Source organism: Oceaniradius stylonematis, assembly GCF_965223445.1.
Taxonomy (GTDB): domain Bacteria; phylum Pseudomonadota; class Alphaproteobacteria; order Rhizobiales; family Rhizobiaceae; genus Roseitalea; species Roseitalea stylonematis.
The window spans coordinates 2758824-2780220 of record NZ_OZ244994.1; the positions used below are offsets into that span (position 1 = coordinate 2758824).

Genomic DNA, 21397 nt, shown 5'->3' on the forward strand with positions numbered 1-21397 from the left:
TCTCATAATTATGCGATGAAAAAAGACACTTTTTCAGTTTTCTTTTAGTATATCGCGCCATGGTCGTATCCGGTTGTATCGCTCCAGACAGTTTCAGGCACGCAGAATGTACCGATGGCGCTTTGTCCGGCCGTCACCTCGCCGGCCGGCACTGAAGGCCGGCGTCTTGCCGTGTTTCTCCAATATCGGCGACCCGTGCGTTGGGCGGGGTGGAATGGCGGGATCGGAGCCCGATTGCGGGGCAGGGCGCACGGCCCGGATGGTTGTGCGCCACCGCAGTCCGCCGGGCTGCCGAGTGTCGGGTCAGGCTTCCAGCAGAAGGGTCGAGGGACCGCCGCCGCCGCGCAGATGCTCGATCAGCCCCATGCCGATGCCGGCCTTGCCGAGCATCAGACCCGGCGTTTGCATGTGGCCACCGACGCCGCAACGCCAGCGGCCATCTTGGCGATATTGCGCGATCGTTTGGGATATCAGTGCAGCCGCCAGGGCCTGCCCCCGCTCGCCGCAACGGTCGAGCACGATCGCATTGCCGATCGATCCATGACACAGGCAGTGGCTGCCTCCCGCGCCATTGTCTGCGATGGCCGCCAGCGCCCGCTCCAGATCGGCCTGAAAGACGTCCGGCGAAAGCACATCACGAAGTGCCAGGCGCGACAGGGCGATCCCGATCGCGCCATGGCACCAGGCGGTAGAGATGTTCACGTCCGGCCGCTGGTCCTGCCAGTTCTGCCGTGCGCGGTCGAATGTCCGGTTCTCGAAGGCAATGGCCTCCCTGGCCAGTTCATGCAGGCCCTCGTCGTCCAGCACGTCGCCAGCGACTTTGAGGGCCGCGGCGATGCCGCCCGCGCCATGGGCATAACCGCTCAGATGCAGCTTGTCTGGGCCGCTGGGCCAGCTTGCCGTGCCTGCGTTGCGGTTTGCGTCCCTGACCAGTTGTTCCGCGCAAAGGCGGATGATCTCGTAGGCCGGATCGGCATGCGTCGTGTCGAGCAGGCAGCGCATGGTCAGGATGATACCGGCGGTCCCCGATATCACGTCGGACTGCCCGACCGTGTCGAGCCCGTCGCGGATGGCTTCGAGCCCGGCCGTCAAGCCGCGCGGCCGCAGATCAAGGCATCGCGCCATTCGCGCGACCGAATAGACGGCGCCGGCGACGCCTTCGAAAGCCGACAGGTTCTGGTACGGCGGAGCGGTCTGCAGGCCGTCGCACAACGTGTCGAAGATGCTTGTCGCCAAATCGCGGCACGAACTTTCCGCTCCGGCATGACGCGCATATTCGGCATAGAAGAGCCCGATCCCCGCAAGGCCGCTGTAGAGCGACCGGTCGATGGCATCGTAGGAATAGTTCATCATGCCGCGTTGCACGGGCGCGAACCAGGTGGGCTTGCCGTCCATGACCAGTGTGCTTTCGGTCAGATCGCGCTCCACGGCCGCCAGCAAGTCCACGATGTCGGACCGCTGGGGATCGCGCCGCTCCCCTTCGATCGTGCCGGAGGGTTGTTCGGGACCGCCGATCGTCTGCCTCGCGCCGATGGCACCGGCGATGATGGCCTTCTGGCGCGACAGATCTTCGGGCGACAATCGCGCCATTCTCTCGCGCACGAATGCCGGTTGGTCCGTGTCGAAGTAGGCCGCGTCGACCTCTTTGCCGAAAGCGTCCAGAAGGACCCGCCCGTTGCCGTCCGACTTGAAATACGGGATGTCCGCCTGCCAGAGATCCCTGACTTCGAACGGCACCAGCTTGCGCAGGCCGGGCGCGGCGCGGACGCTGTCGAGCAGTTTGGCAAAGCAGACATCGCGCTCATACCCGTCGCGCATGCAGGTGGGGTGGAACGATTCCCGCAGCGTCAGCGCATATTCGACGGTCGGGCGCGCGACCCAGCGCATGCCGACCCGGGCCAACCGTGCCAACGGACCATCGTCCGCCATCAGCGCCGAACGGCCGCGCAGCAGCGCCCGATAGCCGTTCTCGAAACCCCGCAAGAAGGCCGGTCCATGATCGACCACGGCCTTCTGCGCCCCGTCGAGCACGGGCATGTTCTCCTTGGCCTCCAATGTTGCCGGGCGGTAGGAGATGCCGGGCGAGCCGTCGTCGAAACCGTCGAACTGGGGCTGCTGGAACGGGGTGGCCTGGCTGCCGACGCTGCCGGCTCCGCTGAGGTCATAGACCTCGCCCTCCGGCGTGACCGCCAGATCGGGCAGCAGGCCGACGCCGAGCACGGTCGCATGGCGGGACATGATATGGTGCCAGTTCCAGTAGGCCCAGTCTTCGTCGGCTGGCCGTGGCGGCGGTCTTTGGATGATCGTTTCGGTGTCCACGACGATCGGCGTGTCAGCGCAGGCGATCAGGTTCTCGAAATGCACATCGGTTGCGCCAAGGGCGTAGTGAATGGCGAGGATCGCGCCGAGCCGCTCGTAATAGTCGTCGATCTCCTGCGGTTTGGAGCACGGCTCAAAATGCACCACCTCGGCCCAGCCATAGGCCGTCCGGTCCAGAACCCGGAAGTGGCGCAGCGATTTCGTAAGATGGGGGTTGAGACTGTCGAGAACCGCCGCAAACTGCACGTCCGACGCCAGTGACTTCGGCTTGTACATGATCTGGCGATCGCCGAACGACAGCTTGCAGACGCATCGCCCGCCGGCGTGCGGGTCGCCGAGGCCGAAATCGATGCCGGACAGCGCCTCGGTCTCGACGCCGAACACAGCGCGCAATTGCGGCGCATCGTGCTCGAGACGGCCCGTCAATTCGCCGAGCATGTCGACCGACAAGGCCGATATCTGGGCCAGCATCCGATCGGTGAGCGGAAAGTTCTGCAGCAGGGCCTTGCGGTCGGGGCCGGACTGAAGGCCGGCGATGAACTCTTCCATCGCGGCCTTGTCTGATCTCGCCGACACGCGCCCCGTCAATTTGGCAAAGTGCAGCGCGAGCCCGATCGCCGGAAAGGCCGCAGGTTGCAGGCGCCTTGCCAGATACTCAACGAACGACTTCAGAAGCGCATCGCGATGGGGGAAGCCGTCGAGAATTCCCGAAGTCCCGACCGTCGCGGTCGCGTCTTTCAAGACGGGCAGAATCGCGTGGGAGAAATCGACGGCCGCGGCAGGATCCCGATGGTCGCTGACGCCACGCAGGCGGTCATAAGTATCGGCCCAGGCGAATCGGCTTGTGTCCAGTGCGACCTCGCCATCAAGGTCGATGCTGGCCGCGAAGCGATCGGAAGAGGCGCCGCCGACCCGGAACCAGTCATCGATCGAGAGTGGCGTGTTGGCAAAGAACGTGTCCTGCCACCACCTGAAGCGATCGATCTGGCTTTCAGTCGGCTCGCCGAGGTCACGGGCAGCCGCCGAGATCCGCTCGGAAGGTCCGAGCACGCTGAACGGAACGCGGATCGTCATGGGTAAAGCAAACGCCCGGTGCCGGCGGGTCCGATGCTGGCCGCATCGACCTGCCCGCCGGCGTTGCAATCAGTGGGTTGGATGTCGAGCCCTGAGCGTCAGCAAAGAAGGACCGTTGCGCATGCGAGGCAGGGCGTTCCGAAAACGCTGCCGCAAGAGCAGCCGCCGGTGTAGGAATTGCCGCAGCCGCAATCGGCGGTGTAGGAATTTACGGTTCCGCCGCCGCGCAGCATCACCGCCTCGGAGTTCTTCGATCGCATCTCGGCGGGGCTGGCGCCCATCGGATTGTCGGGAATGACGAGAAGATACTCGTCCGAAGCCTCGTCGACGACCTTGAAATTGACGTCGCTCACGTCAAGCCCGAGCGACTTGGCCAATCCTTCGACGGCGCCTTTCGGATTTTCTTTCAATTCGGCTGCAAACTTGGGGTCTTCCCAAGATTTCAGCGCAACAATAGTTCGCAAGTCAGCCGGCAGATCAGCCATTGCCACCTCCCCAGGTCAGGTTCAAATTTTGAAAACAAATAGAGCGCTATGCGTTTTCAGCTTGCTAGCACAAATCAACTCGATAAACAATAATGTACTGCTTTTTAATAATAAAAATGCGTTCCGTACGTCGGCAATGAGTCCAGGATCGTGCGAATGTTTCGCTGTTTCGCGTTGGAGGCCGGTCTCAACAGCTCTTTAAACCGTTTTGACTCCGGGTGGTTCGGCAACTGCGTCCGGTAGTTTTCGCAACATCAAATCGCCGTGCGGTGCCTTTGGCGGCGACATCGCATTCGGTGTTTCCGAGTGACGACCTTGCCATTGCTGCCCGCATGGTCACGCAACCAGTTCCGGACCGCACTCAAGGGCAAGGTTCGATCAATCCATCACATCTGTTGCCAAATATCACAGATGTGATATTTGGTTTGGGAAACGACCGGCCATCGCCCCGCGCGCCGGAGTTTCGGGAAGACCAAGGCGTATGACGAAGATGCCGAGACAGTTTTGTTATCTCTTGCGTTGTAAGCTGCGAGGACGATTGCGTGAGCAATGAGCAGGCGCGCTCCGCCAATCGCCTCCCGGTGGATGAGGGACGCGACCAGCTGATGGTTCAGGTCGCGCGGATGGCTTATCAGCAGGACCTGACGCACACCGATATCGCATCGCGCACCGGCCTTAACCGCTGGCAGGTCAGCCGCCTGCTGCAAGAGGCGCGCGATCTGGGCGTCGTGCGGATCGAAATCGTGCCGCGCAGCGACCGGTGCCCGAATCTGGAAACGGCTCTGGTCACCATGTTCGGGCTCGCCGATGCGGTGGTCCTTCCCGACAATGTGGACGGCTCCGGTGGACTTGAAGGTTTGGCCAAGGCTGCCGGCCAGTATCTGGCTGCGCTCAAACCAAGGCCGACGACGTTCGGCGTGTCCTGGGGTCGGACGATGGCTGCCGTTGCGCACTGGCTGCCGGACGGGTGGGCTGCCGGCGTCGACGTCGTGCAGATCAATGGTGCCGTCGCGCCCATCCCCGGCGATCAGCATCAGAACGATGTGGCCGAGACCTTCGCGCGCAAGGGCGATGGCCGGTTCATCCCGCTGCCCGTGCCGGCCATTGTCGGCCAGCCCGAAACCCGCCAGGTGCTCGAGCGTGACCGGATCGTCGCCGATGTGCTGCGCCGCGCGCGATCGGTCGAGGCGATCTGTTTCTCGCTTGGAGCGTTGAATGGGGATTCGGCGCTGTTGAACTCCGGCAACCTGCTCGAACATGAATACGACAGCCTGCGCGCCAAAGGTGCGGTGGGCGACATTGTCGGCCGTTTCATCGACCGCACCGGCGAGATCGTCGACGCCGGAATCGACGGGCGCACGATCGGCCTGCCGCTGTCGGACCTGAAAACGCGCGATCGCGCGATCTGCGTTGCTGCGGGGGCCGAGAAATTTCAAGTCGTCGTCGGTGCACTGCGTGCAAGGCTTTTCAGCGTGTTGATCACCGACGCCGCGACTGCCACCTATGCATTGGAGCATGCCCATGACCGCTGACGCTGCAACTGCGGCCCATTCGCAGACCGTGTTCGACCCGGTGCCACCAACGGCCGATCACAACCGGATGCGTAATCCGGGCATCGCGCTGGCGCCTGAGATGTTCGAGGGTCACGCCGTGAACCGCTCGGCCGCCGAACGGCGCGCCGCCAGCCTCACCGCACGGCGCTCGGTCAAGAAGGCCAACCAGGCGGCGTGGCTGGTCAACGCAATCCGTTGCATCGACCTGACGACGCTCTCGGGCGACGACACGGAGGGTCGCGTCCACCGGCTTTGCGCAAAGGCGCGACAGCCGCTCGCCCCGCGCATCCTGGAGGGCCTCGGCATCGCCGGGATGGGCCTGACGACGGGCGCGGTCTGCGTCTACCCGACCATGGTGCCGCATGCGGTCGCCGCGCTTGAGGGCACGGACATTCCCGTCGCTTCCGTCGCCACCGGCTTTCCCGCGGGCCTGACGCCGCTGCCGATCCGGCTCGCCGAGATCCGCTATGCGGTCGAGGAAGGCGCCGACGAGATCGACATCGTCATCACGCGCGAACATGTCCTCAAGCGCGAATGGAACGCGCTCTATGACGAGATCGCGCAGATGCGCGAGGCGTGCGGGCATTCGCATCTGAAGGCGATCCTCGCCACCGGCGAACTCGAAACCTATCGCAACGTCTATGCCGCTTCGATGGTGGCGATGCAGGCCGGCGCCGACTTCATCAAGACATCGACCGGCAAGGAAGGGGTCAACGCAACGCTGCCGGTCAGCCTGATCATGGTCCGCGCCCTGCGCGACTATGGCATGGAGACCGGACACCGGGTCGGCTTCAAGCCTGCCGGCGGGATGAAGACCGCCAAGGACGCGCTCGCCTGGCAGATCCTGATGAAGGAAGAGCTCGGCAATGACTGGCTGAGGCCCGACCTGTTCCGCCTCGGCGCCTCGTCCATGCTGGCCGACATCGAACGTCAGCTCGAGCACCATGTTACCGGGCGCTATGCCGCCAGCCACCGCCACGCCATCGCCTGAGGACGCCCCGATGACTTCCATCGCAGACCTGATCGACACCATGGACTATGGCCCGGCGCCCGAAAGCGCCGATATCGTCGAGGACTGGCTGGCCGGGCATGAGGCCGGTTTCGGCCATTTCATCGACGGCCGCTTCACCAGACCGGGTGACACGTTCGCGGTCTCTAATCCGGCGACGGGCGAAACGATCGCGCACGTCACGCAGGGCACCGCCGCCGACGTCGACGCGGCGGTGAAGGCCGCACGCGGCGCACAGGGCAGGTGGGCCGGCCTGTCCGGCCATAAGCGTGCCCGCTGGCTCTACGCGCTCGCCCGGCGCATCCAGCAGCACGCCCGCTTCCTGGCGGTTCTTGAAACCATCGACAATGGCAAGCCGATCCGCGAGGCGCGCGACATCGACGTGCCGCTGGTGGCGCGCCATTTCTATCACCATGCCGGCTGGGCCGAAATCGCAGAGACCGAGTTTTCAGACGCCAAACCGGTGGGCGTCTGCGGCCAGATCATCCCGTGGAACTTCCCGCTTCTGATGCTGGCCTGGAAGATCGCGCCGGCGCTCGCCGCCGGCAACACGGTCGTCCTCAAGCCGGCCGAATACACGCCGCTGACGGCGCTGGCTTTCGCGAAAATCTGCGACGAGGTCGGCCTGCCCAGGGGCGTCGTCAACATCGTCACGGGCGACGGCGCGACCGGCGCCGCGATCGTTGCCCATGAGGGCATCGACAAGCTCGCCTTCACCGGCTCGACCGATGTCGGCCGGCTGATCCGCCGCGAGACGGCCGGGTCCGGCAAGAAGCTGACGCTGGAACTGGGCGGCAAGAGCCCGTTCATCGTCTTCGCCGACGCCGATCTGGACGCCGCCGTCGAGGGCGTGGTCGATGCGATCTGGTTCAACCAGGGTCAGGTCTGCTGCGCCGGCGCGCGCATCCTCGTCGCCGAAAGCGTTGCCGAACGGTTCGGCGCGCTGCTCAGGCAGCGCATGGCCGCGCTTCGGGTCGGCGACCCGCTCGACAAGTCGACAGATGTCGGCGCCATCGTCCATCCGGTGCAACTGGCGCGGATCGAGGAACTGATGGCCAAGGGCGTCGCGGAGGGCGCCGACCTCTATCAGGGCGAAGCGCCCGACGGCTGCTTCTACCCGCCGACGCTGGCGACCGGCGTGGAACCGGCCTCGACGCTGGCGACCGAAGAGATTTTCGGACCTGTGGCGACGCTGACCACCTTCCGCACGCCTGCCGACGCGATCGCGCTCGCCAACAACACCCGCTATGGGCTGGCCGCCTCGATCTGGTCGGAAAATGTCAATCTGTGCCTTGGCATTGCCGCCGACCTCAAGGCCGGCGTCGTCTGGATCAACTGCACCAATGTGTTCGATGCGGGCGCCGGCTTCGGCGGCTACCGCGAAAGCGGGTTCGGACGGGAGGGCGGCCGCGAAGGGATGATGGAATATCTGTCCTTCCCCGCGCCCAAACCACCCAAGGCGGACGACGCGCCGGCGGCCATACCGCCCGCGCCGGGGCTCGGCGGCGTGGTGGTCGGCATCGACCGGACGGCGAAGCTCTATGTCGGCGGCAAGCAGAAACGGCCCGATGGCGGCTATTCCTATCCGGTCACCAATGCGAAGGGCGAGGCGATCGGTCTTGCCGGCCATGGCAACCGCAAGGACATTCGCGATGCGGTCGAAGCCGCGCACAAGGCGGTGGGCTGGGGCGCGGCGACCGGCCACAACCGCGCGCAGGTGCTCTACTATCTGGCAGAGAACCTGGCGGCGCGGGCGGACGAGTTCACCGACCGGCTCAAGAGTTTCGGCCAGAGCCCGGCGAAAGCCAAAACCGAGGTCGAAACCGCGATCCAGCGCTGCTTCTGGTATGCCGCCCAGGCCGACAAGTTCGACGGCGCGGTGCACCAGACGAAAAGCGCCCATGTCACGCTCGCCATGCACGAGCCGCTCGGCGTGATGGGCATTGCCTGCCCGACGCCGTTTCCGCTGCTCGGCTTCGTCTCTCTGGTGCTGCCGGCGGTGGCGATGGGCAACCGCGTCGTTGCAATCCCCTCGCAGACCCATCCGCTGGCCGCGACCGACCTTTACCAAGTGCTCGAAACCTCGGACGTGCCCGGCGGGGTGATCAACATCGTCACCGGCGAACGCGACGAACTGGTCACAACGCTGGCCGATCATGATGGCGTGGACGGGCTGTGGTACTTCGGCTCGCGCGATGGAATCGCGATGGTGGAGCAGCGCTCGGCCGGCAACCTCAAGCAGACATGGACCGAGCCCGGCATGGCGCGCGACTGGACAAAGCCCGAAGGCCATGGCCGCGCATTCCTGCACCGGGCGACCCAGGTCAAGAACGTCTGGGTGCCTTACGGCGAGTGATCGATTTCGATCTGGACGGCGCCTGCCGGATGGCGGAACGATCTGGTGCCGATTGCGTGTCACCCCGCGCGCAGGGGCAGGCCGCGATTTTCGATGATCGCCTCCATGGTGAAGTATGAGGTGACCGAATCCAGTTCGACCTTGTCGATCAGGCGCTGGTAGACATGGTCGTAGCTGGCCATGTCGCGCGCCACGATCTTCAAGAGATAATCCTGATCGCCGCCGATGCGGAAGAAGTCCGTCACCTCGGGGATGTTGGACACATGCCGCCGGAAGGTTTCCAGCCATTGCGCGGAATGGCTCCGCGTCCGGATCATCGTGAAAACGACGAGGCTGAGCCCGAGCGCCTCCCGGTTCAGCTTCAGGCTCCGGCCCTTGATGATGCCGCCATCCTCGAGCTTCTTCAGGCGCCGCCAGCAGGCATTCTGTGACAGGCCGACCCGATCGGCGAGATCGCGCTGTGACAGGTCCGGCTGTCTCTGCATCGTCTCGAGCAGTTGAATATCAATCTCATCCATATTATGCCTTCCAACCTATCAAAATCATCATAGAACGGATAATTTCCGTGTCAAAAAGGGAGAAAAATCGCCTTTGGTCGGGATACCCTCCATCACCACATTTTGGAGAAACCGATGTCCGTTTTCGATGAATTCCGCGCCGGCCTTGCCGCCGGAGATCCGGTCGAGATCCAGCGCGCCGGCCTGATCGGCGACGGCATGGCGTTCGAGACCCCCTATGGCGAAAAACCGCTGCTCTATGCGGATTATGTCGCCTCGGGCCGCGCGCTGGCGCAGATCGAGGACTTCGTCACGCGGCGTGTGCTTCCCTGTTATGCCAACAGCCACACCGAAGCGTCCCATTGCGGGCAGGCAATGACGCGGATGCGCGCCGCCGCGCGGGCGGTGATTGCCGATGCCGTCAATGCCGGCCCCGATTGCCACACCGTCTTCACCGGCAGCGGCGCGACCTCCGGCATCAACCGCATTGTCGGGCTGCTCGATATCGGCCGGCGCGTGGCGTCGGGCGAGCGGATCGTCGTGCTGATCGGTCCGTACGAACACCATTCCAACATATTGCCGTGGCGCGAGTCCGGCGCCGAAGTGGGCGAGATCGGCGAAGCGGCCGGCGGCGGTATCGATCTCGCCATGCTCGAAGCCGAGCTTGTCGCCGCAAAAGGTGCCGATCTGATCGTCGGCAGCTTTTCTGCCGCCTCCAACGTCACCGGCATCCTGACCGATACCGACCCGGTCACGCGGCTCTTGAAGGCGCACGGCGCGCTGGCGATCTGGGATTATGCCTGCGGCGCCCCCTATCTCGACATGGACATGACGCCGGCCGCCGATTGTGCCAAGGACGCCATCGTCTTCTCGCCGCACAAATTCATCGGTGGTCCCGGCGCGTCGGGCGTCATGGTCGTGCGTGACACGATCGTTGCGCGCACGACGCCGACGGCGCCGGGCGGCGGCACGGTGACGTTCGTTTCCCCGTGGGATCATGTCTATAGCCCCTCGGTCGAAGCGCGGGAGGAAGCCGGCACGCCCAACGTCATCGGCGACATTCGCGCGGCGCTTGCGATGATCGCGCGCGACGCCGTCGGCTGCGACCGGATCGCGGCGCGCAATGCGGTACTCAGGCAAAGGGCGATCGATGCATGGCGCGACGTGCCCGGGCTCGAACTGCTCGGCAACACGTCGACGCACGGTCAGCTGCCGATCTTTTCGTTCCGGGTGAGCGGCCCGAACGGGCAGCGCGTCCATCACCAGCTTTTCACCCGTATGCTCAGCGATGTGCTCGGCATTCAGGCGCGCGGCGGATGTGCATGCGCCGGCTCCTACGGTCACCGCTTGCTCGGCATCGATGCGCCGCGCTCCGAACATGTCTTCGAACGGATTGGCGCTGGCGATGAATTGGAAAAACCCGGCTGGGTCCGGCTCAACCTCAGCTACCTTCTGACCGACGAGAAGGCCGACGCGATCATCGACGGGGTCGCCTGGCTTGCCGCCAGTTGCGGCAGGTTCGTCGCCGACTACGACGCCGATCCGCTGACGGCGCGGTTCCGCCACCGGGGAGGGCCGCACGATCCGTCTTCGGCCTCCGTCGCGGCCGCCTGAAACGCGGCATCCATGTTGGGCGGTTGCGAGCAAAAGCCTGCTCAGGTTTCCTGCGCGGCTTCGACCCCAGGCAACCCTTCGGCAAGCGTCATCGCCGCGTCGCCGTCGATAATCAGCCCCTTGGCGACACCGCTTCTCAGCAGGGCGCGCGTCGCCCCGATCTTTTCGATGCCGAACGAAAGCACCATCGTCTCGGCGCGGCGCAGATCGTCGAGGCCGACCGCCAGCGTCCGCGCATTGAGCGGATGGTCGACCGGCTGTCCGCTGGCATCGAAGAAGATACCGTTCGTATCGCCCACAGCGCCCGCGCGGCGCAATGATGCCAGATCGTCCGCGCTGATCATGTCCTGACGCCGCAGCAGCGACGCCTCGGTCAGTTCGCCGACACTGATCAGCGCCAGATCGGCGTAGCGGGCAAGTTCGAGCGTTGTGACGACGGCCCTCTGTGAGCGAAGCACGTCGCGGTCCGCGGCGCTGTCGGCGATGAACGGCACCGGTAGGAAATAGCCCTCGGCGCCCGTCGCCTGGGCCAGAGACTGGACAACCTCGAACGGATTGAACGCCGAATTGGCGGTCAGCGAGCCCATCAGGCTGATGAAGCGCGCCTTGGGCGCACTGACGCCGGCCATGTGCCGCGCCATCTGCGCCAGCGTCCGGCCCCAGCCCGTGCCGACGACGGCATCGGGTTTGGCCGCCAGCGCGTCGCGCAGAAACGTCGCCGCCGCCGAGCCGACCGCGCGCAGCGGAAATTCGGCAAGAGCGGCGTTCTCCGCCCGATCCGCCGCCGTCAGGCCCAGCGCCGGCGTGGCGATGCAGTGATCAAGTCCATACTCCCGGCGGATCGCATCCTCGACCGGCAACAGACCCAGGTCGCGGCGATCGACCGTGATCGCGACCAGGCCCGTCTCGCGGGCCTGCTGCAACAGCCGGTTCACCCGGGCGCGCGTCAGCCCCAGGCGCGCCGACGTCTGCTCCTGGTTCAGGCCGCCGACATAGTAGAGCCAGGCGGCACGACTCATCAATTGGCCCTCGGTCATCTGGCTCATGGGCGCAAATTATCCTCCCGTTCGGGGCGATCAAGCGAAAGTCTCGTACAAATGTATCTGTTGTTGACATTTGTAACAAGCGCGTTCTAATCGTCTTGTCGGCGCGTGCGGTTTCAAGTCACGCGCGGCCGCCACCGATTGCGAGGCTCCGATGAACGCACCCAAGCCGCACATCGCCACCGGCTCGAACGCCGACCTGCTCGGCCTGTACCGCCAGATGCGGCGCGTGCGCACCTTTGAGGAGCGCGTCGGCGAACTGTTCGTGCGCGGCCTGAGCGCCGGTTCGATGCTGCACCTGTCGATCGGCGAGGAGTCCGCCGCTGTCGGAGTCTGCGCGGCGATGAAGGATGGCGACACCTTCACGACGCACCATCGCGGCCACGGCATCTTCCTGGCGCGCGGCGCCGATCCGGAACGCATGATGGCCGAGATCGCCGGCAAGCAGACCGGCTATTGCCACGGCAAGGGCGGCTCGATGCATATTGCGGACATGGGGCTTGGCCATCTGGGCGCCAACGCGATCGTCGGCGGCGGTATCCCCGCCGTTGTTGGTGCCGCGCTTGTGGCCCAACAGCGCAGGACCGGGGCCGTCTCGATCGCCTTTTTCGGCGACGGCGCCATGCAGCAGGGGATTTTGTATGAGAGCATGAACATGGCCGCGCTGTGGGATCTGCCGACCGTCTTCGTGTGCATCAACAACCAATACGGCATGGGCACGCGCATCGACCAGGCCACCAAGGCGACCGCATTGCACGAGCGCGCCGTCGCCTTCGGCCTCAATGGCGAGACGGTCGACGGGCTGGATGTCGTTGCCGTCCGCGATGCCGCCCAGCGCATCGTCGATGCGGCGCGCGGTGGAACGCCGGGCTTTCTCGCCATCGATTGCTATCGCTTCTTCGGTCATGCCCGAAAGGACAAGAGCCCCTACCGCTCTCCCGGCGAGGAGGAGGAGGGCCGCAGGAAGGACCCTATCGCCTTTGCCCGCGCGGCGCTTTTGGAGGCGGGCCATGACGAAGCGGATCTGGAGGCCATCGACGCGGCCGCCGCCGCCGAGATGGACGCGACCATCGATTTTGCCGACCTGTCGGAAGAGCCGCCTCTGTCGTCCATGTTCCGCGATGTTTTTGCCGTCGGCGAGCCGGAGCCGGAACCGCTGGCCGACCGCATCGACCGCGTGCTCGCAAGGGACTGACGCCATGGCCCAAATGACCTACCGCGACGCGCTCAGAAAGGCGCTGCACGACGCCATGACCGAGGACGAGGATGTGTTCGTCATTGGCGAGGAAGTCGGGCGCTATGGCGGCGCCTACGGGGTCACCAAGGGTCTGATCGACGAGTTCGGCCCCGAGCGGCTGCGCGACACGCCGATTTCCGAACCGGCAATCGTCGGCACCGCGGTCGGCGCGGCGATGGCCGGGATGCGCCCCGTCGCCGAACTCATGTATGTCGATTTCATCGGCATGACGATGGACCAGCTCTGCAACCAGGCGGCCAAGATCCGCTACATGTTCGGCGGCCAGATCGGCGTACCGATGGTGTTGCGGACCCAGGGCGGCACCGGCCGCTCCGCCGGCGCCCAGCACAGCCAGAGCCTTGAGGCATACGTGATGCACACGCCGGGGCTGCGGCTGGTGATGCCGGGCACTGTCTATGACGCCTACCATCTTTTGCGGCAGGCGCTGCGCCAGCCCGACCCGGTCGTCTTCATCGAACACAAGGCGCTTTATGCAATGTCCGATGAGGTCGATCTCGACGCGCCGCCGCCCGATTGGGGCAGGGCGGTCGTGCGGCGGACCGGTTCCGATCTCGTCATCGTCACCTATTCGCGTCAGGTCCATTATGTCATGCAGGCCGCCGAAGCGCTGGCCGGGCAGGGCATCGAGGCGACGGTGATCGATCTGCGCACGCTCAACCCGCTCGACTTCGAAACGATCAGGGCTGCCGTCGAGCCGATCGGCCGGGCGATGGTCGTCTCTGAAGGCCCGTTGACCGCCGGCGTTGCCGCCGAACTGTCGGCGCGCATCACCGAGGAATGCTTCGATTTCCTGCACGATCCGGTCATCCGCGTCGCCGGCGAGGATGTGCCCATTTCCGTTTCCACCGCCCTTGAGGCGGCGTCCGTCCCGTCGGCCGATCTCGTTGCTGAAACCGCACGGAAGATGCTGGTATGAGCGGCGCCGTCCTCACCATGCCGCGTCTCGGCGAGACCATGGAACGCGGCGAGATCGTCGGCTGGCTGGTCGATGTGGGCGACAGTTTCGCGCGCGGCGATCCGCTGATCGAGGTGGAGACCGACAAGACGGTGGTCGAGTTCCCGGCGCTCGGCGCGGGGACGCTCACCGAAAGGCTGGCGGAAGTGGGCGAGACGGTCGAGGTCGGCGCGCCGATTGCCAAGGTCGATGTCGGCGCCGGTCCGGACTGGACGGGCAACGATGACGGCGACGAGGCCGAAGAAGAGCCCGTCGCGCCATCGACAGGCGCCGAAACGTCCGTACTGCCCGAAAAACCCGACGCGGCAATGCCGGTGCCGCCACTGTCCGCCGCCAACGGCACCGGTCCCGTACGGGCGACACCGGTCGCGCGCCGGCTGGCGCGCCGGCAAGGTGTCGATCTTGCCACGCTCACAGGTTCGGGCCGGCGCGGCCGCATCGAGGCCCGTGACGTTACGCGCACAGGGCAGGGCAGATCGGACGATCTGCGGTTTGCCAACGGGATCGCCTACATCGAAAAAGGCCCTGCGACCGGCACGCCGATCCTTCTGATCCACGGCTTTGCCGGCGACCGCACCACGTTCGCTTCGCTCATCAACGGCCTTACCAAGGCCGACCGCCATGTCGTCGCCATCGACCTGCCCGGTCACGGTGCGACAGAACGCGAAGCGCCGGACATCGACGCGCTCGCCGCGCCGCTTCCCGATTTCGTCCGCGCGCTGTTCGGCGACCAGCCGTTTCACCTTGTCGCCCACTCGCTCGGCGCCATCCCCGCCATGGCACTCGCCGAGACGTTTCCCGTCTCGTCTTTGAGTCTGATTGCGCCGGCCGGCATAGGCCTGTCGATCAACGCCGACTTCGTCGACGGCATGGCCGATCCGGCGAGCCCCGGCGAGGTGGCGCACCTGCTGCGCATGCTTTCCGAGGCGCCGGCTGCCCTGTCCGATGCGGCGGTCGCCGACATCTTCGATGTGCAAAAACGCGGTCGCCTCAGGACACTGGCTGGTCAGATGATCGGACCAAGGGGCCAGACCGTCAGCATTATCGGCGCCCTCGATCGCCTGTCCGCCCGCATGCCGGTGCGCGTGCTCGTCGGCCATCGCGACCGCGTTTTCGACTGGCGGGACGCAACCGCCCTTTCGCCGCGCATCGCGGTCCATCACTTCCCGCGTGCCGGCCATATGCCCCATGCCGAGGCGCTGCGCGAAACACTCGACATTCTCACCGCAGGAGACCGCCCATGACCGATCACAACGAAGCCCTGCGCCGCGCCAAGGCGCGCATGGGCGCTCTTGCCAAGGCCGCGCCGGACACGTTCGACGGCTTTGCGCGCGTCGCCAAGGCGGCAACGAAGCCCGGCCAGTTCAGTGCCGCCCACAAGGAACTGATCGCAACGGCGATCTCGGTCGTCGAAGGCTGCGAGGATTGCATCCTCTATCATGTCGATGGCGCGCGGCGCCACGGCGCCGAGGAGGCGGCCCTGATCGAGGCGCTCGAAGTGGCGATCGAGATGGGCGGCGGGCCGGCTGTGATGTATGCCGGCAAGGCATTGGAGGCATTTCGGCAGGGCTGACCGGAAACGGCGTGCCCGCCGGACGGCGGGAGGAGAAAGACGTGGCATACTTTCTGACGGCAGACGGGGGCACGGAAAGCCTGCGTGCGCGCATCTATGACCTTGACGGCGCATGCCTGAGCAGCGTGGCAGTCCCTTACGAGACGAAGTTTTCGGCCGGCGCCCGCGCCGAACAGGACCCGGCGGACTGGTGGGCCAATTTCGTCAGTGCATCGCGCGGGGCGATTGCCGAGGCCGGCGTTCCCGCAGACGCGATCGAGGCGATCGCCTATGCGACGACCTGTTGCAGCGTCGTTGCGCTCGACGAGAACGGCGATGCGCTGCGTCCGGCGCTGATCTGGATGGATGTGCGCGCCAACGAGGAAGCCGATCTGGTGCTTGCCACGGACGATCCGGCGCTTGCGCTGAACGGCAACGGTGAGGGGCCGGTCTCGGCTGAGTGGATGATCCCGAAGGCCCTGTGGATCAAGCGCAACGAGCCCGAGATATTCGACCGCGCGCACCGCATCTGCGAGTACCAGGATTTCCTGACCTACAAGCTGACCGGAGAATGGGCGGCCAGCCTCAACAATGTCGGCCTGCGCTGGCATCACTCGACCGACCGCGGCGGCGCGCCCGAGAGCCTTGTCAGGGCTCTGGGCCTCGATGCGCTGCTTGAAAAGTGGCCTGCCCGTGTCGTTCCGCCCGGCGCGGTCATCGGCACGTTGACGGCGGCTGCGGCCGAAGCCCTCGGCCTGCCGCGTTCGGTCAAGATCGTCCAGGGCGGCGCCGACGCGCTGATCGGCATGATCGGGCTGGGCGTCGCGCAGCCCGGCCAGCTAGCGCTGATCACCGGATCGTCGCACCTGCAATTCGGCATCACCAATGTGCCCGTCCACGCGCCCGGCGTTTGGGGTGCCTATCCCGATATCGTCTATCCGGACCGTTACGTTGTCGAGGGTGGGCAGACATCCACCGGGTCGATCATCAACTGGCTCGGCCGGCTGACCGGCGGGCTCGATTTCGACGATCTGAACGCCAGGGCCGCCGCGCTCGAGCCCGGCTGCGACGGCCTGATCGTGCAGGACCATTTTCAGGGCAACCGCACGCCGTACACCGATCCCCTTTCACGCGGCGCCATCGTCGGGCTGACGCTGGCCCATGAAAAGCACCACATCTTCCGCGCGATCATGGAAGGGATCGGTTTCGGCACACGCGCCATTCTCGATGCGTTCGCGCGCGCCGGATATGAGAGTTCGCAGATGACGGTGGGCGGCGGCGCGACCGCATCCGACCTCTGGCTGCAGATCCATGCCGATACGGCTGGCGTGCCGGTGCGCGTGCCTTCGTCGCCCGATGCGCCTTCGACCGGAGCCGCTGTGCTCGCCGCCCATGGCGCCGGCCATTTTTCAACGATCGATGAGGGCATCGGCGCCATGGTCCGGCCAGGCCGCACGATCGAGCCGATCGCTGCCAATGTCGAAAAGTACCGGCCGATCTATGAACGCTATCTGGCACTCTATCCGGCGATGAAGGGTGTCCTGAATGGCTGACATCTTCGAACGGTTCGCTCGCGCCAACATTGCGAAATCGTAACGCCACATCGGCTTTGAGGCCGGCTATACTTGGCCACAGTCAAGCGGTCAGCCGGAGAGAGCCATGTCCACCCGTTTCATCGCGAGTTGTGTCCTCGCTTGCGTCGTCCTTGCCGGTGGGGCGAGCGTTTCACCCACATTTGCGTCCGAAAGCGTCACCGAGATCGCCGACGGCCAGCCTTGGCAGGTGACCATGTTCAATGGCCGGCGCGGCGAAATGACGTTCAATCCCGACGGCACGCTCAAGATGCGCCGTGGTGTGATGAACATGCGCGGAAACTGGACGTCCGACGGCGAACAGGTATGCCTGAACATGGCCAACATGCCGCGGCGCTGCGTGATCTTCGAGAAGACCGCCGACGGCTACATCGCTGTCAATGGCGAGAACATGGCCTTTGCCATCAGGCGCCCCTGACGGCGTCTGGCCGGTTGCGGTGTCAGCCCCCAAATGCCGCGCGCAGACCGGCAACGATCATCCAGATGGCCAGGATGAAGGTTGAAAGCCCGGCAATGCCAAACCCGGCGAACCGTTGCCAGAGCGGTGCCTTGGGCTGGATGAAATGCCAAGCATGCAGCGCGCGGCCGGCGGTAAAGGCAAGGCCGAACAGATGAACAAGCCATTCGGCCATACCGGTGGCGGCGGCGACCACCAGCATGATCAGGAAAAGGGGCATGTTCTCGGCCGCGTTCGCCTGCCCGCGCATGATCTTGGCCAGATGCTTGTTGCCGCCATCGCCGACCGCGATCTTGTGACCGCGGCGCAACACGCCGATCGCGTTGGCGAGCCAGAACATGATCAGCATGTTGAGCCCGGCATAAAGGCCGGCTGCTGCAAGGGCGGAAGCGGTCATCGGATACCTTTGTCATCGGTCGCGCCGGCCAACCACGATAATGCGCTTTGATGTGGAGCACACGGCGAATTGACGCCGAAGTGACCGCCGGCGCTGGTTTTCACCGGCTTTTGGCCTACAACTGGCTGCATGCGTTTTTGACCGACTGACATTCCGAGAGGCGTTCGCCCTTGTTCAAATCCTTCTTTCCGCAGCCCAGGCTCTTTTTCCTATCCTCCTTGATTTGGACCGCAGTCGCCATGATCATCTGGTATGCGGGCGGCAGCCAGTGGGGCGCCCTGATCGGTTTGGGGACGCCGAACCCGGAAGCGGAACCGGTCATCGGCCTTGGTCACTTCACCACCCCCGAGTTCCTCTGGTTCTACGTCTACTACATCATCTTTGTTGCGGCCTTTTTTGCCTTCTGGCATCGCCGCGCCAAGCACCCCTGGGAGCTCTGGTCGATTCTCGGCTCGGCGCTGATCCTGTTCGTCACCTATTTCAACGTGCAGGTATCGGTCGCCATCAACAATTGGCGCCGTCCGTTCTTCGACGGCGTTCAGGACGCGTTGACCGAGGGGTCCACGATCACGCAGGCCGATCTGTTCGAGCTGATCGTGGTTTTTGCGCAGCTTGCCTTTTTGTTCATAGCCATCATCGTCGTGTTCCGTTTCTTCGTCAGCCACTGGATCTTCCGCTGGCGCACCGCGATGAACGACTACTACATGGCCCGCTGGAAGCAGGTGCGGCACATTGAGGGCGCGTCCCAGCGTGTTCAGGAGGACACGATGCGCTTCGCCGGCATCATGGAGGGCCTCGGCGTGTCCGCGGTTGACGCGGTGATGACGCTGATCGCCTTCCTGCCGGTGCTCTGGGGCCTCTCCGAGTTCGTCTCAGAACTGCCCATCGTCGGCGCCATTCCCGCTCCGCTTTTCACGGCTGCCATCGTCTGGTCCGTGCTCGGGACCGGCGTTCTGGCGCTGGCGGGTATCCGGCTGCCGGGGCTTGAGTTCAAGAACCAGCGTGTCGAAGCGGCCTATCGCAAGGAACTCGTCTATGGCGAGGACCGCGAGGAACGCGCCCAGCCGCCGACCGTGCGCGAACTGTTCGGCGACGTGCGCCGCAATTATTTCCGGCTGTACCTGGAATATATGTATTTCAACATTTTCCGGTTCATGTACCTGCAGGCCGACAACATTTTCGTCTACATCCTGCTGATTCCGACCATCATAGGGGGCGCTGCGACCGGCTTCACCTTCGGCGTGCTGCAGCAGATCCTGACCGCCTTCAATCAGGTCTCGAACTCGTTTCAGTATCTGGTCAACTCATGGACGACGATCGTCGAACTGCTGTCGATCTACAAGCGCCTGCAGTCCTTCGAGGCAGCGATCGACGACAAGGACCTGCCGGATATCGACCGCGAATGGCTCGACCTTCACGGAGGAGGCCCCGACCAAGAGGTGGAGACGATCGGCTCGGGCGTTTAGCGTTCAGCCCCGGCGCCGGCTGCGCCGTTCGCGCTTGGGTGCCGCATCGCCGTCGGCGGCGGGGCTGTTGACCAGCGGGCCGATGCGTTCCGTGATCTTTTCCAGCGTCGGCGGTTCGGCCTTCTGGTGCGTGTCGAGCGCCTGGCGCATTGCCTTGAGATGCTCGAACGAGGTGCCGCAGCAGCCGCCGATCACCTGCGCGCCGCCATCGATCGCCAGCCGCACATAGTCCGCCATCAGGTCCGGCGTGCCCGAATAGACGATGTTCTCGCCCTGAAATTCGGGGATGCCGCAATTGCCCTTGACGATGATGGTCGCATCGGGCGCGCCGGCGCGCATGTCGAGCAGTGACGACAGAATGTCCGACGCGCCGACGCCGCAATTGGCACCGACGGCCGCCGGCTTGTCCGACACCGCATCGAACACATGGGCGACATTCTTCGGATGAAGGCCCATCATCGATTTGCCCGCCGTGTCGAACGAGACGGTGCAGGTGTAGGGCATGTCTTCGGCGACGGCCGCTTCGGCGGCGGCGCGCATCTCCTCGGGCGCCGACATGGTCTCGATCCAGATGACTTCGGCGCCGCCGGCCTTCAGCCCCGCGATCTGCTCGCGAAACGCAGCGACGGCGTCATCGAAGGTCAGCGCGCCAAGCGGTACCAGCAGTTCTCCGGTCGGCCCGACCGAACCGGCGACCAGCACCCGGCGCGGTGCCGAAGCGGCGACCTTGCAGGCGATCTCGGCGGCGGCCTTGTTGAGTTCGAACACGCGGTCCTGCGCGTGATGCAGCTTCAGCCGGTGCCGCGTGCCGCCGAACGAGTTGGTCAGGATGATGTCCGAGCCCGCATCGACGAACCCCTGATGCAGCGCCGTGATCTTTTCGGGGGCGTCGGTGTTCCACAGTTCCGGAGCATCGCCCGACTCAAGACCCATGGCGAACAGGTTCGTGCCCGTCGCGCCGTCGGCGAGCAGCACGCCCTTTTCGGCGATCAGGGCGGCAAGCGGATTGTCGGCAGTCATGCGCGTGGTCCTAATGGTGTCGATCGCATAACCACATAAGGAAGTCTTTATATCAATGCAATCGCCAATCGGCCCGCGCGCTCACGCAGGCGCAGCCGACATCGTCATGCGACCATATCGGGCGTAATCGCGATAGAGCGATGTGAAGGCGAGTTGGCCGCCATGGCTGTCGGCCACGTCTTTCATGACCGGCTCGAGATCGCCGCGCGGCGCGACGTGAAACTTCGCCAGCCATGCGCGGAGCGCGGTTCGGAACCAGCCGGGCAGGCCGGTCTGTTCGCCGAAGTCGACCACATGCAGTTCTCCGCCCGGCTCGAGAACCGTGGCGGCGTGGGCGATCGCTTCCTTCCATACCGGGATCATCGACACCGAGTAGGAGATGAAGACGCGATCGAACCGGGCGATGCCGAACAGGGCTTCGGGATCGAAATCGGCGGCGTCGCCGCGCGCGAGCGCGATCCGGTCGTCAAGGCCTTTCCTCGACACCGTCGATTGCGCCGATTTGAGCATCTCGGACGAGATGTCGAAGCCATGAAACCGGGCGTCGGGATAGCGGCGTGCGGCGTGGACGAGATTGCGGCCGGTGCCGCACGCGACTTCGAGCACCGTGCCGCCGGGCGGAACATCGAGGTCCTCGATCATGCGGTCGCGGCCGAGCAGATAGTATTTGCGCGTCAGATCGTAAATGTGCCGCTGGTTACGGTAAATCGCATCCATCAGCCCCGAATGGGTGTCTGCCGCATCGGCCAT

Annotated in this window: 18 protein-coding genes; 11 read left to right on the forward strand and 7 right to left on the reverse strand. The window is 65.0% G+C overall.

The features are described from left to right. Nucleotides 1–303 precede the first annotated feature (303 nt). Both lanM and ACOQOU_RS13625 read right to left on the reverse strand, forming a co-directional pair. Nucleotides 304–3393: a type 2 lanthipeptide synthetase LanM gene (lanM, locus tag ACOQOU_RS13620; protein ID WP_306025281.1), complete on the reverse strand. Its 3090-nt coding sequence runs from the start codon at nucleotides 3391–3393 to the stop codon at nucleotides 304–306. Between the two features lie 98 nt (nucleotides 3394–3491). Beyond that, complete coding sequence (locus ACOQOU_RS13625) at nucleotides 3492–3878, reverse strand: hypothetical protein (protein WP_158585225.1); 387 nt, start codon at nucleotides 3876–3878, stop codon at nucleotides 3492–3494. A gap of 542 nt (nucleotides 3879–4420) precedes the next feature. On the opposite strand from ACOQOU_RS13625, the gene ACOQOU_RS13630 reads away from it, so the two are divergent. The 3 genes from ACOQOU_RS13630 (at nucleotide 4421) to ACOQOU_RS13640 (ending at nucleotide 8796) form a co-directional block, all read left to right on the forward strand. After that, nucleotides 4421–5410 (forward strand): sugar-binding transcriptional regulator, encoded by a 990-nt coding sequence (locus tag ACOQOU_RS13630; protein WP_306025282.1) that lies wholly within the window; start codon nucleotides 4421–4423, stop codon nucleotides 5408–5410. Nucleotides 5411–5477: 67 nt separating this feature from the next. After that, nucleotides 5478–6422 carry a deoxyribose-phosphate aldolase gene (gene deoC / locus ACOQOU_RS13635; RefSeq protein WP_109766676.1) on the forward strand — a complete coding sequence of 315 codons (945 nt, stop codon included), beginning with the start codon at nucleotides 5478–5480 and terminating at the stop codon, nucleotides 6420–6422. A gap of 10 nt (nucleotides 6423–6432) precedes the next feature. After that, the gene (locus ACOQOU_RS13640; protein WP_306025283.1) at nucleotides 6433–8796 is read left to right on the forward strand and encodes an aldehyde dehydrogenase family protein; all 2364 of its coding nucleotides are present in this window, start codon (nucleotides 6433–6435) and stop codon (nucleotides 8794–8796) included. 59 nt (nucleotides 8797–8855) lie between these two features. Here ACOQOU_RS13640 and ACOQOU_RS13645 read toward each other — a convergent pair whose 3' ends face one another. Further along, nucleotides 8856–9314: an Lrp/AsnC family transcriptional regulator gene (locus ACOQOU_RS13645; protein WP_109766565.1), complete on the reverse strand. Its 459-nt coding sequence runs from the start codon at nucleotides 9312–9314 to the stop codon at nucleotides 8856–8858. Nucleotides 9315–9428: 114 nt separating this feature from the next. On the opposite strand from ACOQOU_RS13645, the gene ACOQOU_RS13650 reads away from it, so the two are divergent. Next, on the forward strand, nucleotides 9429–10907 hold the full coding sequence (locus ACOQOU_RS13650) for an aminotransferase class V-fold PLP-dependent enzyme (RefSeq protein WP_306025284.1): 1479 nt from the start codon (nucleotides 9429–9431) through the stop codon (nucleotides 10905–10907). 41 nt (nucleotides 10908–10948) lie between these two features. Here the strand turns inward: ACOQOU_RS13650 and ACOQOU_RS13655 are convergent, their stop codons facing one another. After that, nucleotides 10949–11953: a sugar-binding transcriptional regulator gene (locus ACOQOU_RS13655; RefSeq protein WP_306025285.1), complete on the reverse strand. Its 1005-nt coding sequence runs from the start codon at nucleotides 11951–11953 to the stop codon at nucleotides 10949–10951. A gap of 151 nt (nucleotides 11954–12104) precedes the next feature. On the opposite strand from ACOQOU_RS13655, the gene ACOQOU_RS13660 reads away from it, so the two are divergent. The 6 genes from ACOQOU_RS13660 to ACOQOU_RS13685 all read left to right on the forward strand — a co-directional run bounded on the left by ACOQOU_RS13660 (nucleotide 12105) and on the right by ACOQOU_RS13685 (nucleotide 17725). Continuing rightward, nucleotides 12105–13145: a thiamine pyrophosphate-dependent dehydrogenase E1 component subunit alpha gene (locus ACOQOU_RS13660; protein WP_306025286.1), complete on the forward strand. Its 1041-nt coding sequence runs from the start codon at nucleotides 12105–12107 to the stop codon at nucleotides 13143–13145. A gap of 4 nt (nucleotides 13146–13149) precedes the next feature. After that, nucleotides 13150–14124, forward strand: coding sequence for an alpha-ketoacid dehydrogenase subunit beta (locus ACOQOU_RS13665; protein ID WP_109766568.1), 975 nt, complete (start codon nucleotides 13150–13152; stop codon nucleotides 14122–14124). Next, complete coding sequence (locus ACOQOU_RS13670) at nucleotides 14121–15407, forward strand: acetoin dehydrogenase dihydrolipoyllysine-residue acetyltransferase subunit (protein WP_306025287.1); 1287 nt, start codon at nucleotides 14121–14123, stop codon at nucleotides 15405–15407. Before ACOQOU_RS13665 ends, ACOQOU_RS13670 begins: the two co-directional genes overlap by 4 nt. Next, nucleotides 15404–15736 carry a carboxymuconolactone decarboxylase family protein gene (locus tag ACOQOU_RS13675; RefSeq protein WP_306025288.1) on the forward strand — a complete coding sequence of 111 codons (333 nt, stop codon included), beginning with the start codon at nucleotides 15404–15406 and terminating at the stop codon, nucleotides 15734–15736. Before ACOQOU_RS13670 ends, ACOQOU_RS13675 begins: the two co-directional genes overlap by 4 nt. A 41-nt stretch (nucleotides 15737–15777) precedes the next feature. Continuing rightward, nucleotides 15778–17268 (forward strand): FGGY-family carbohydrate kinase, encoded by a 1491-nt coding sequence (locus ACOQOU_RS13680; RefSeq protein ID WP_306025289.1) that lies wholly within the window; start codon nucleotides 15778–15780, stop codon nucleotides 17266–17268. A 106-nt stretch (nucleotides 17269–17374) separates the two neighbouring features. Further along, complete coding sequence (locus tag ACOQOU_RS13685; RefSeq protein WP_306025290.1) at nucleotides 17375–17725, forward strand: hypothetical protein; 351 nt, start codon at nucleotides 17375–17377, stop codon at nucleotides 17723–17725. 22 nt (nucleotides 17726–17747) lie between these two features. Here ACOQOU_RS13685 and ACOQOU_RS13690 read toward each other — a convergent pair whose 3' ends face one another. Next, complete coding sequence (locus tag ACOQOU_RS13690) at nucleotides 17748–18161, reverse strand: MAPEG family protein (protein ID WP_306025291.1); 414 nt, start codon at nucleotides 18159–18161, stop codon at nucleotides 17748–17750. 170 nt (nucleotides 18162–18331) lie between these two features. On the opposite strand from ACOQOU_RS13690, the gene sbmA reads away from it, so the two are divergent. Continuing rightward, nucleotides 18332–19627: a peptide antibiotic transporter SbmA gene (gene sbmA, locus ACOQOU_RS13695; RefSeq protein ID WP_306025292.1), complete on the forward strand. Its 1296-nt coding sequence runs from the start codon at nucleotides 18332–18334 to the stop codon at nucleotides 19625–19627. Nucleotides 19628–19630: 3 nt separating this feature from the next. On the opposite strand, the gene bmt is transcribed toward sbmA, so the two are convergent. After that, nucleotides 19631–20647 (reverse strand): betaine--homocysteine S-methyltransferase, encoded by a 1017-nt coding sequence (gene bmt / locus ACOQOU_RS13700; protein WP_306025293.1) that lies wholly within the window; start codon nucleotides 20645–20647, stop codon nucleotides 19631–19633. Between the two features lie 81 nt (nucleotides 20648–20728). Then, complete coding sequence (locus ACOQOU_RS13705) at nucleotides 20729–21397, reverse strand: class I SAM-dependent methyltransferase (RefSeq protein WP_109766577.1); 669 nt, start codon at nucleotides 21395–21397, stop codon at nucleotides 20729–20731.

Excerpts from the sequence above, each read along its gene's own strand:
- lanM (WP_306025281.1), bottom strand. The coding sequence starts at position 3,393 with ATGACGATCCGCGTTCCGTTCAGCGTGCTCGGACCTTCCGAGCGGATC.
- ACOQOU_RS13625 (WP_158585225.1), bottom strand. The coding sequence starts at position 3,878 with ATGGCTGATCTGCCGGCTGACTTGCGAACTATTGTTGCGCTGAAATCT.
- deoC (WP_109766676.1), top strand. The coding sequence starts at position 5,478 with ATGCGTAATCCGGGCATCGCGCTGGCGCCTGAGATGTTCGAGGGTCAC.
- ACOQOU_RS13640 (WP_306025283.1), top strand. The coding sequence starts at position 6,433 with ATGACTTCCATCGCAGACCTGATCGACACCATGGACTATGGCCCGGCG.
- ACOQOU_RS13645 (WP_109766565.1), bottom strand. The coding sequence starts at position 9,314 with ATGGATGAGATTGATATTCAACTGCTCGAGACGATGCAGAGACAGCCG.
- ACOQOU_RS13650 (WP_306025284.1), top strand. The coding sequence starts at position 9,429 with ATGTCCGTTTTCGATGAATTCCGCGCCGGCCTTGCCGCCGGAGATCCG.
- ACOQOU_RS13655 (WP_306025285.1), bottom strand. The coding sequence starts at position 11,953 with ATGAGCCAGATGACCGAGGGCCAATTGATGAGTCGTGCCGCCTGGCTC.
- ACOQOU_RS13660 (WP_306025286.1), top strand. The coding sequence starts at position 12,105 with ATGAACGCACCCAAGCCGCACATCGCCACCGGCTCGAACGCCGACCTG.
- ACOQOU_RS13665 (WP_109766568.1), top strand. The coding sequence starts at position 13,150 with ATGGCCCAAATGACCTACCGCGACGCGCTCAGAAAGGCGCTGCACGAC.
- ACOQOU_RS13670 (WP_306025287.1), top strand. The coding sequence starts at position 14,121 with ATGAGCGGCGCCGTCCTCACCATGCCGCGTCTCGGCGAGACCATGGAA.
- ACOQOU_RS13675 (WP_306025288.1), top strand. The coding sequence starts at position 15,404 with ATGACCGATCACAACGAAGCCCTGCGCCGCGCCAAGGCGCGCATGGGC.
- ACOQOU_RS13685 (WP_306025290.1), top strand. The coding sequence starts at position 17,375 with ATGTCCACCCGTTTCATCGCGAGTTGTGTCCTCGCTTGCGTCGTCCTT.
- ACOQOU_RS13690 (WP_306025291.1), bottom strand. The coding sequence starts at position 18,161 with ATGACCGCTTCCGCCCTTGCAGCAGCCGGCCTTTATGCCGGGCTCAAC.
- bmt (WP_306025293.1), bottom strand. The coding sequence starts at position 20,647 with ATGACTGCCGACAATCCGCTTGCCGCCCTGATCGCCGAAAAGGGCGTG.
- ACOQOU_RS13705 (WP_109766577.1), bottom strand. The coding sequence starts at position 21,397 with ATGGCCGATGCGGCAGACACCCATTCGGGGCTGATGGATGCGATTTAC.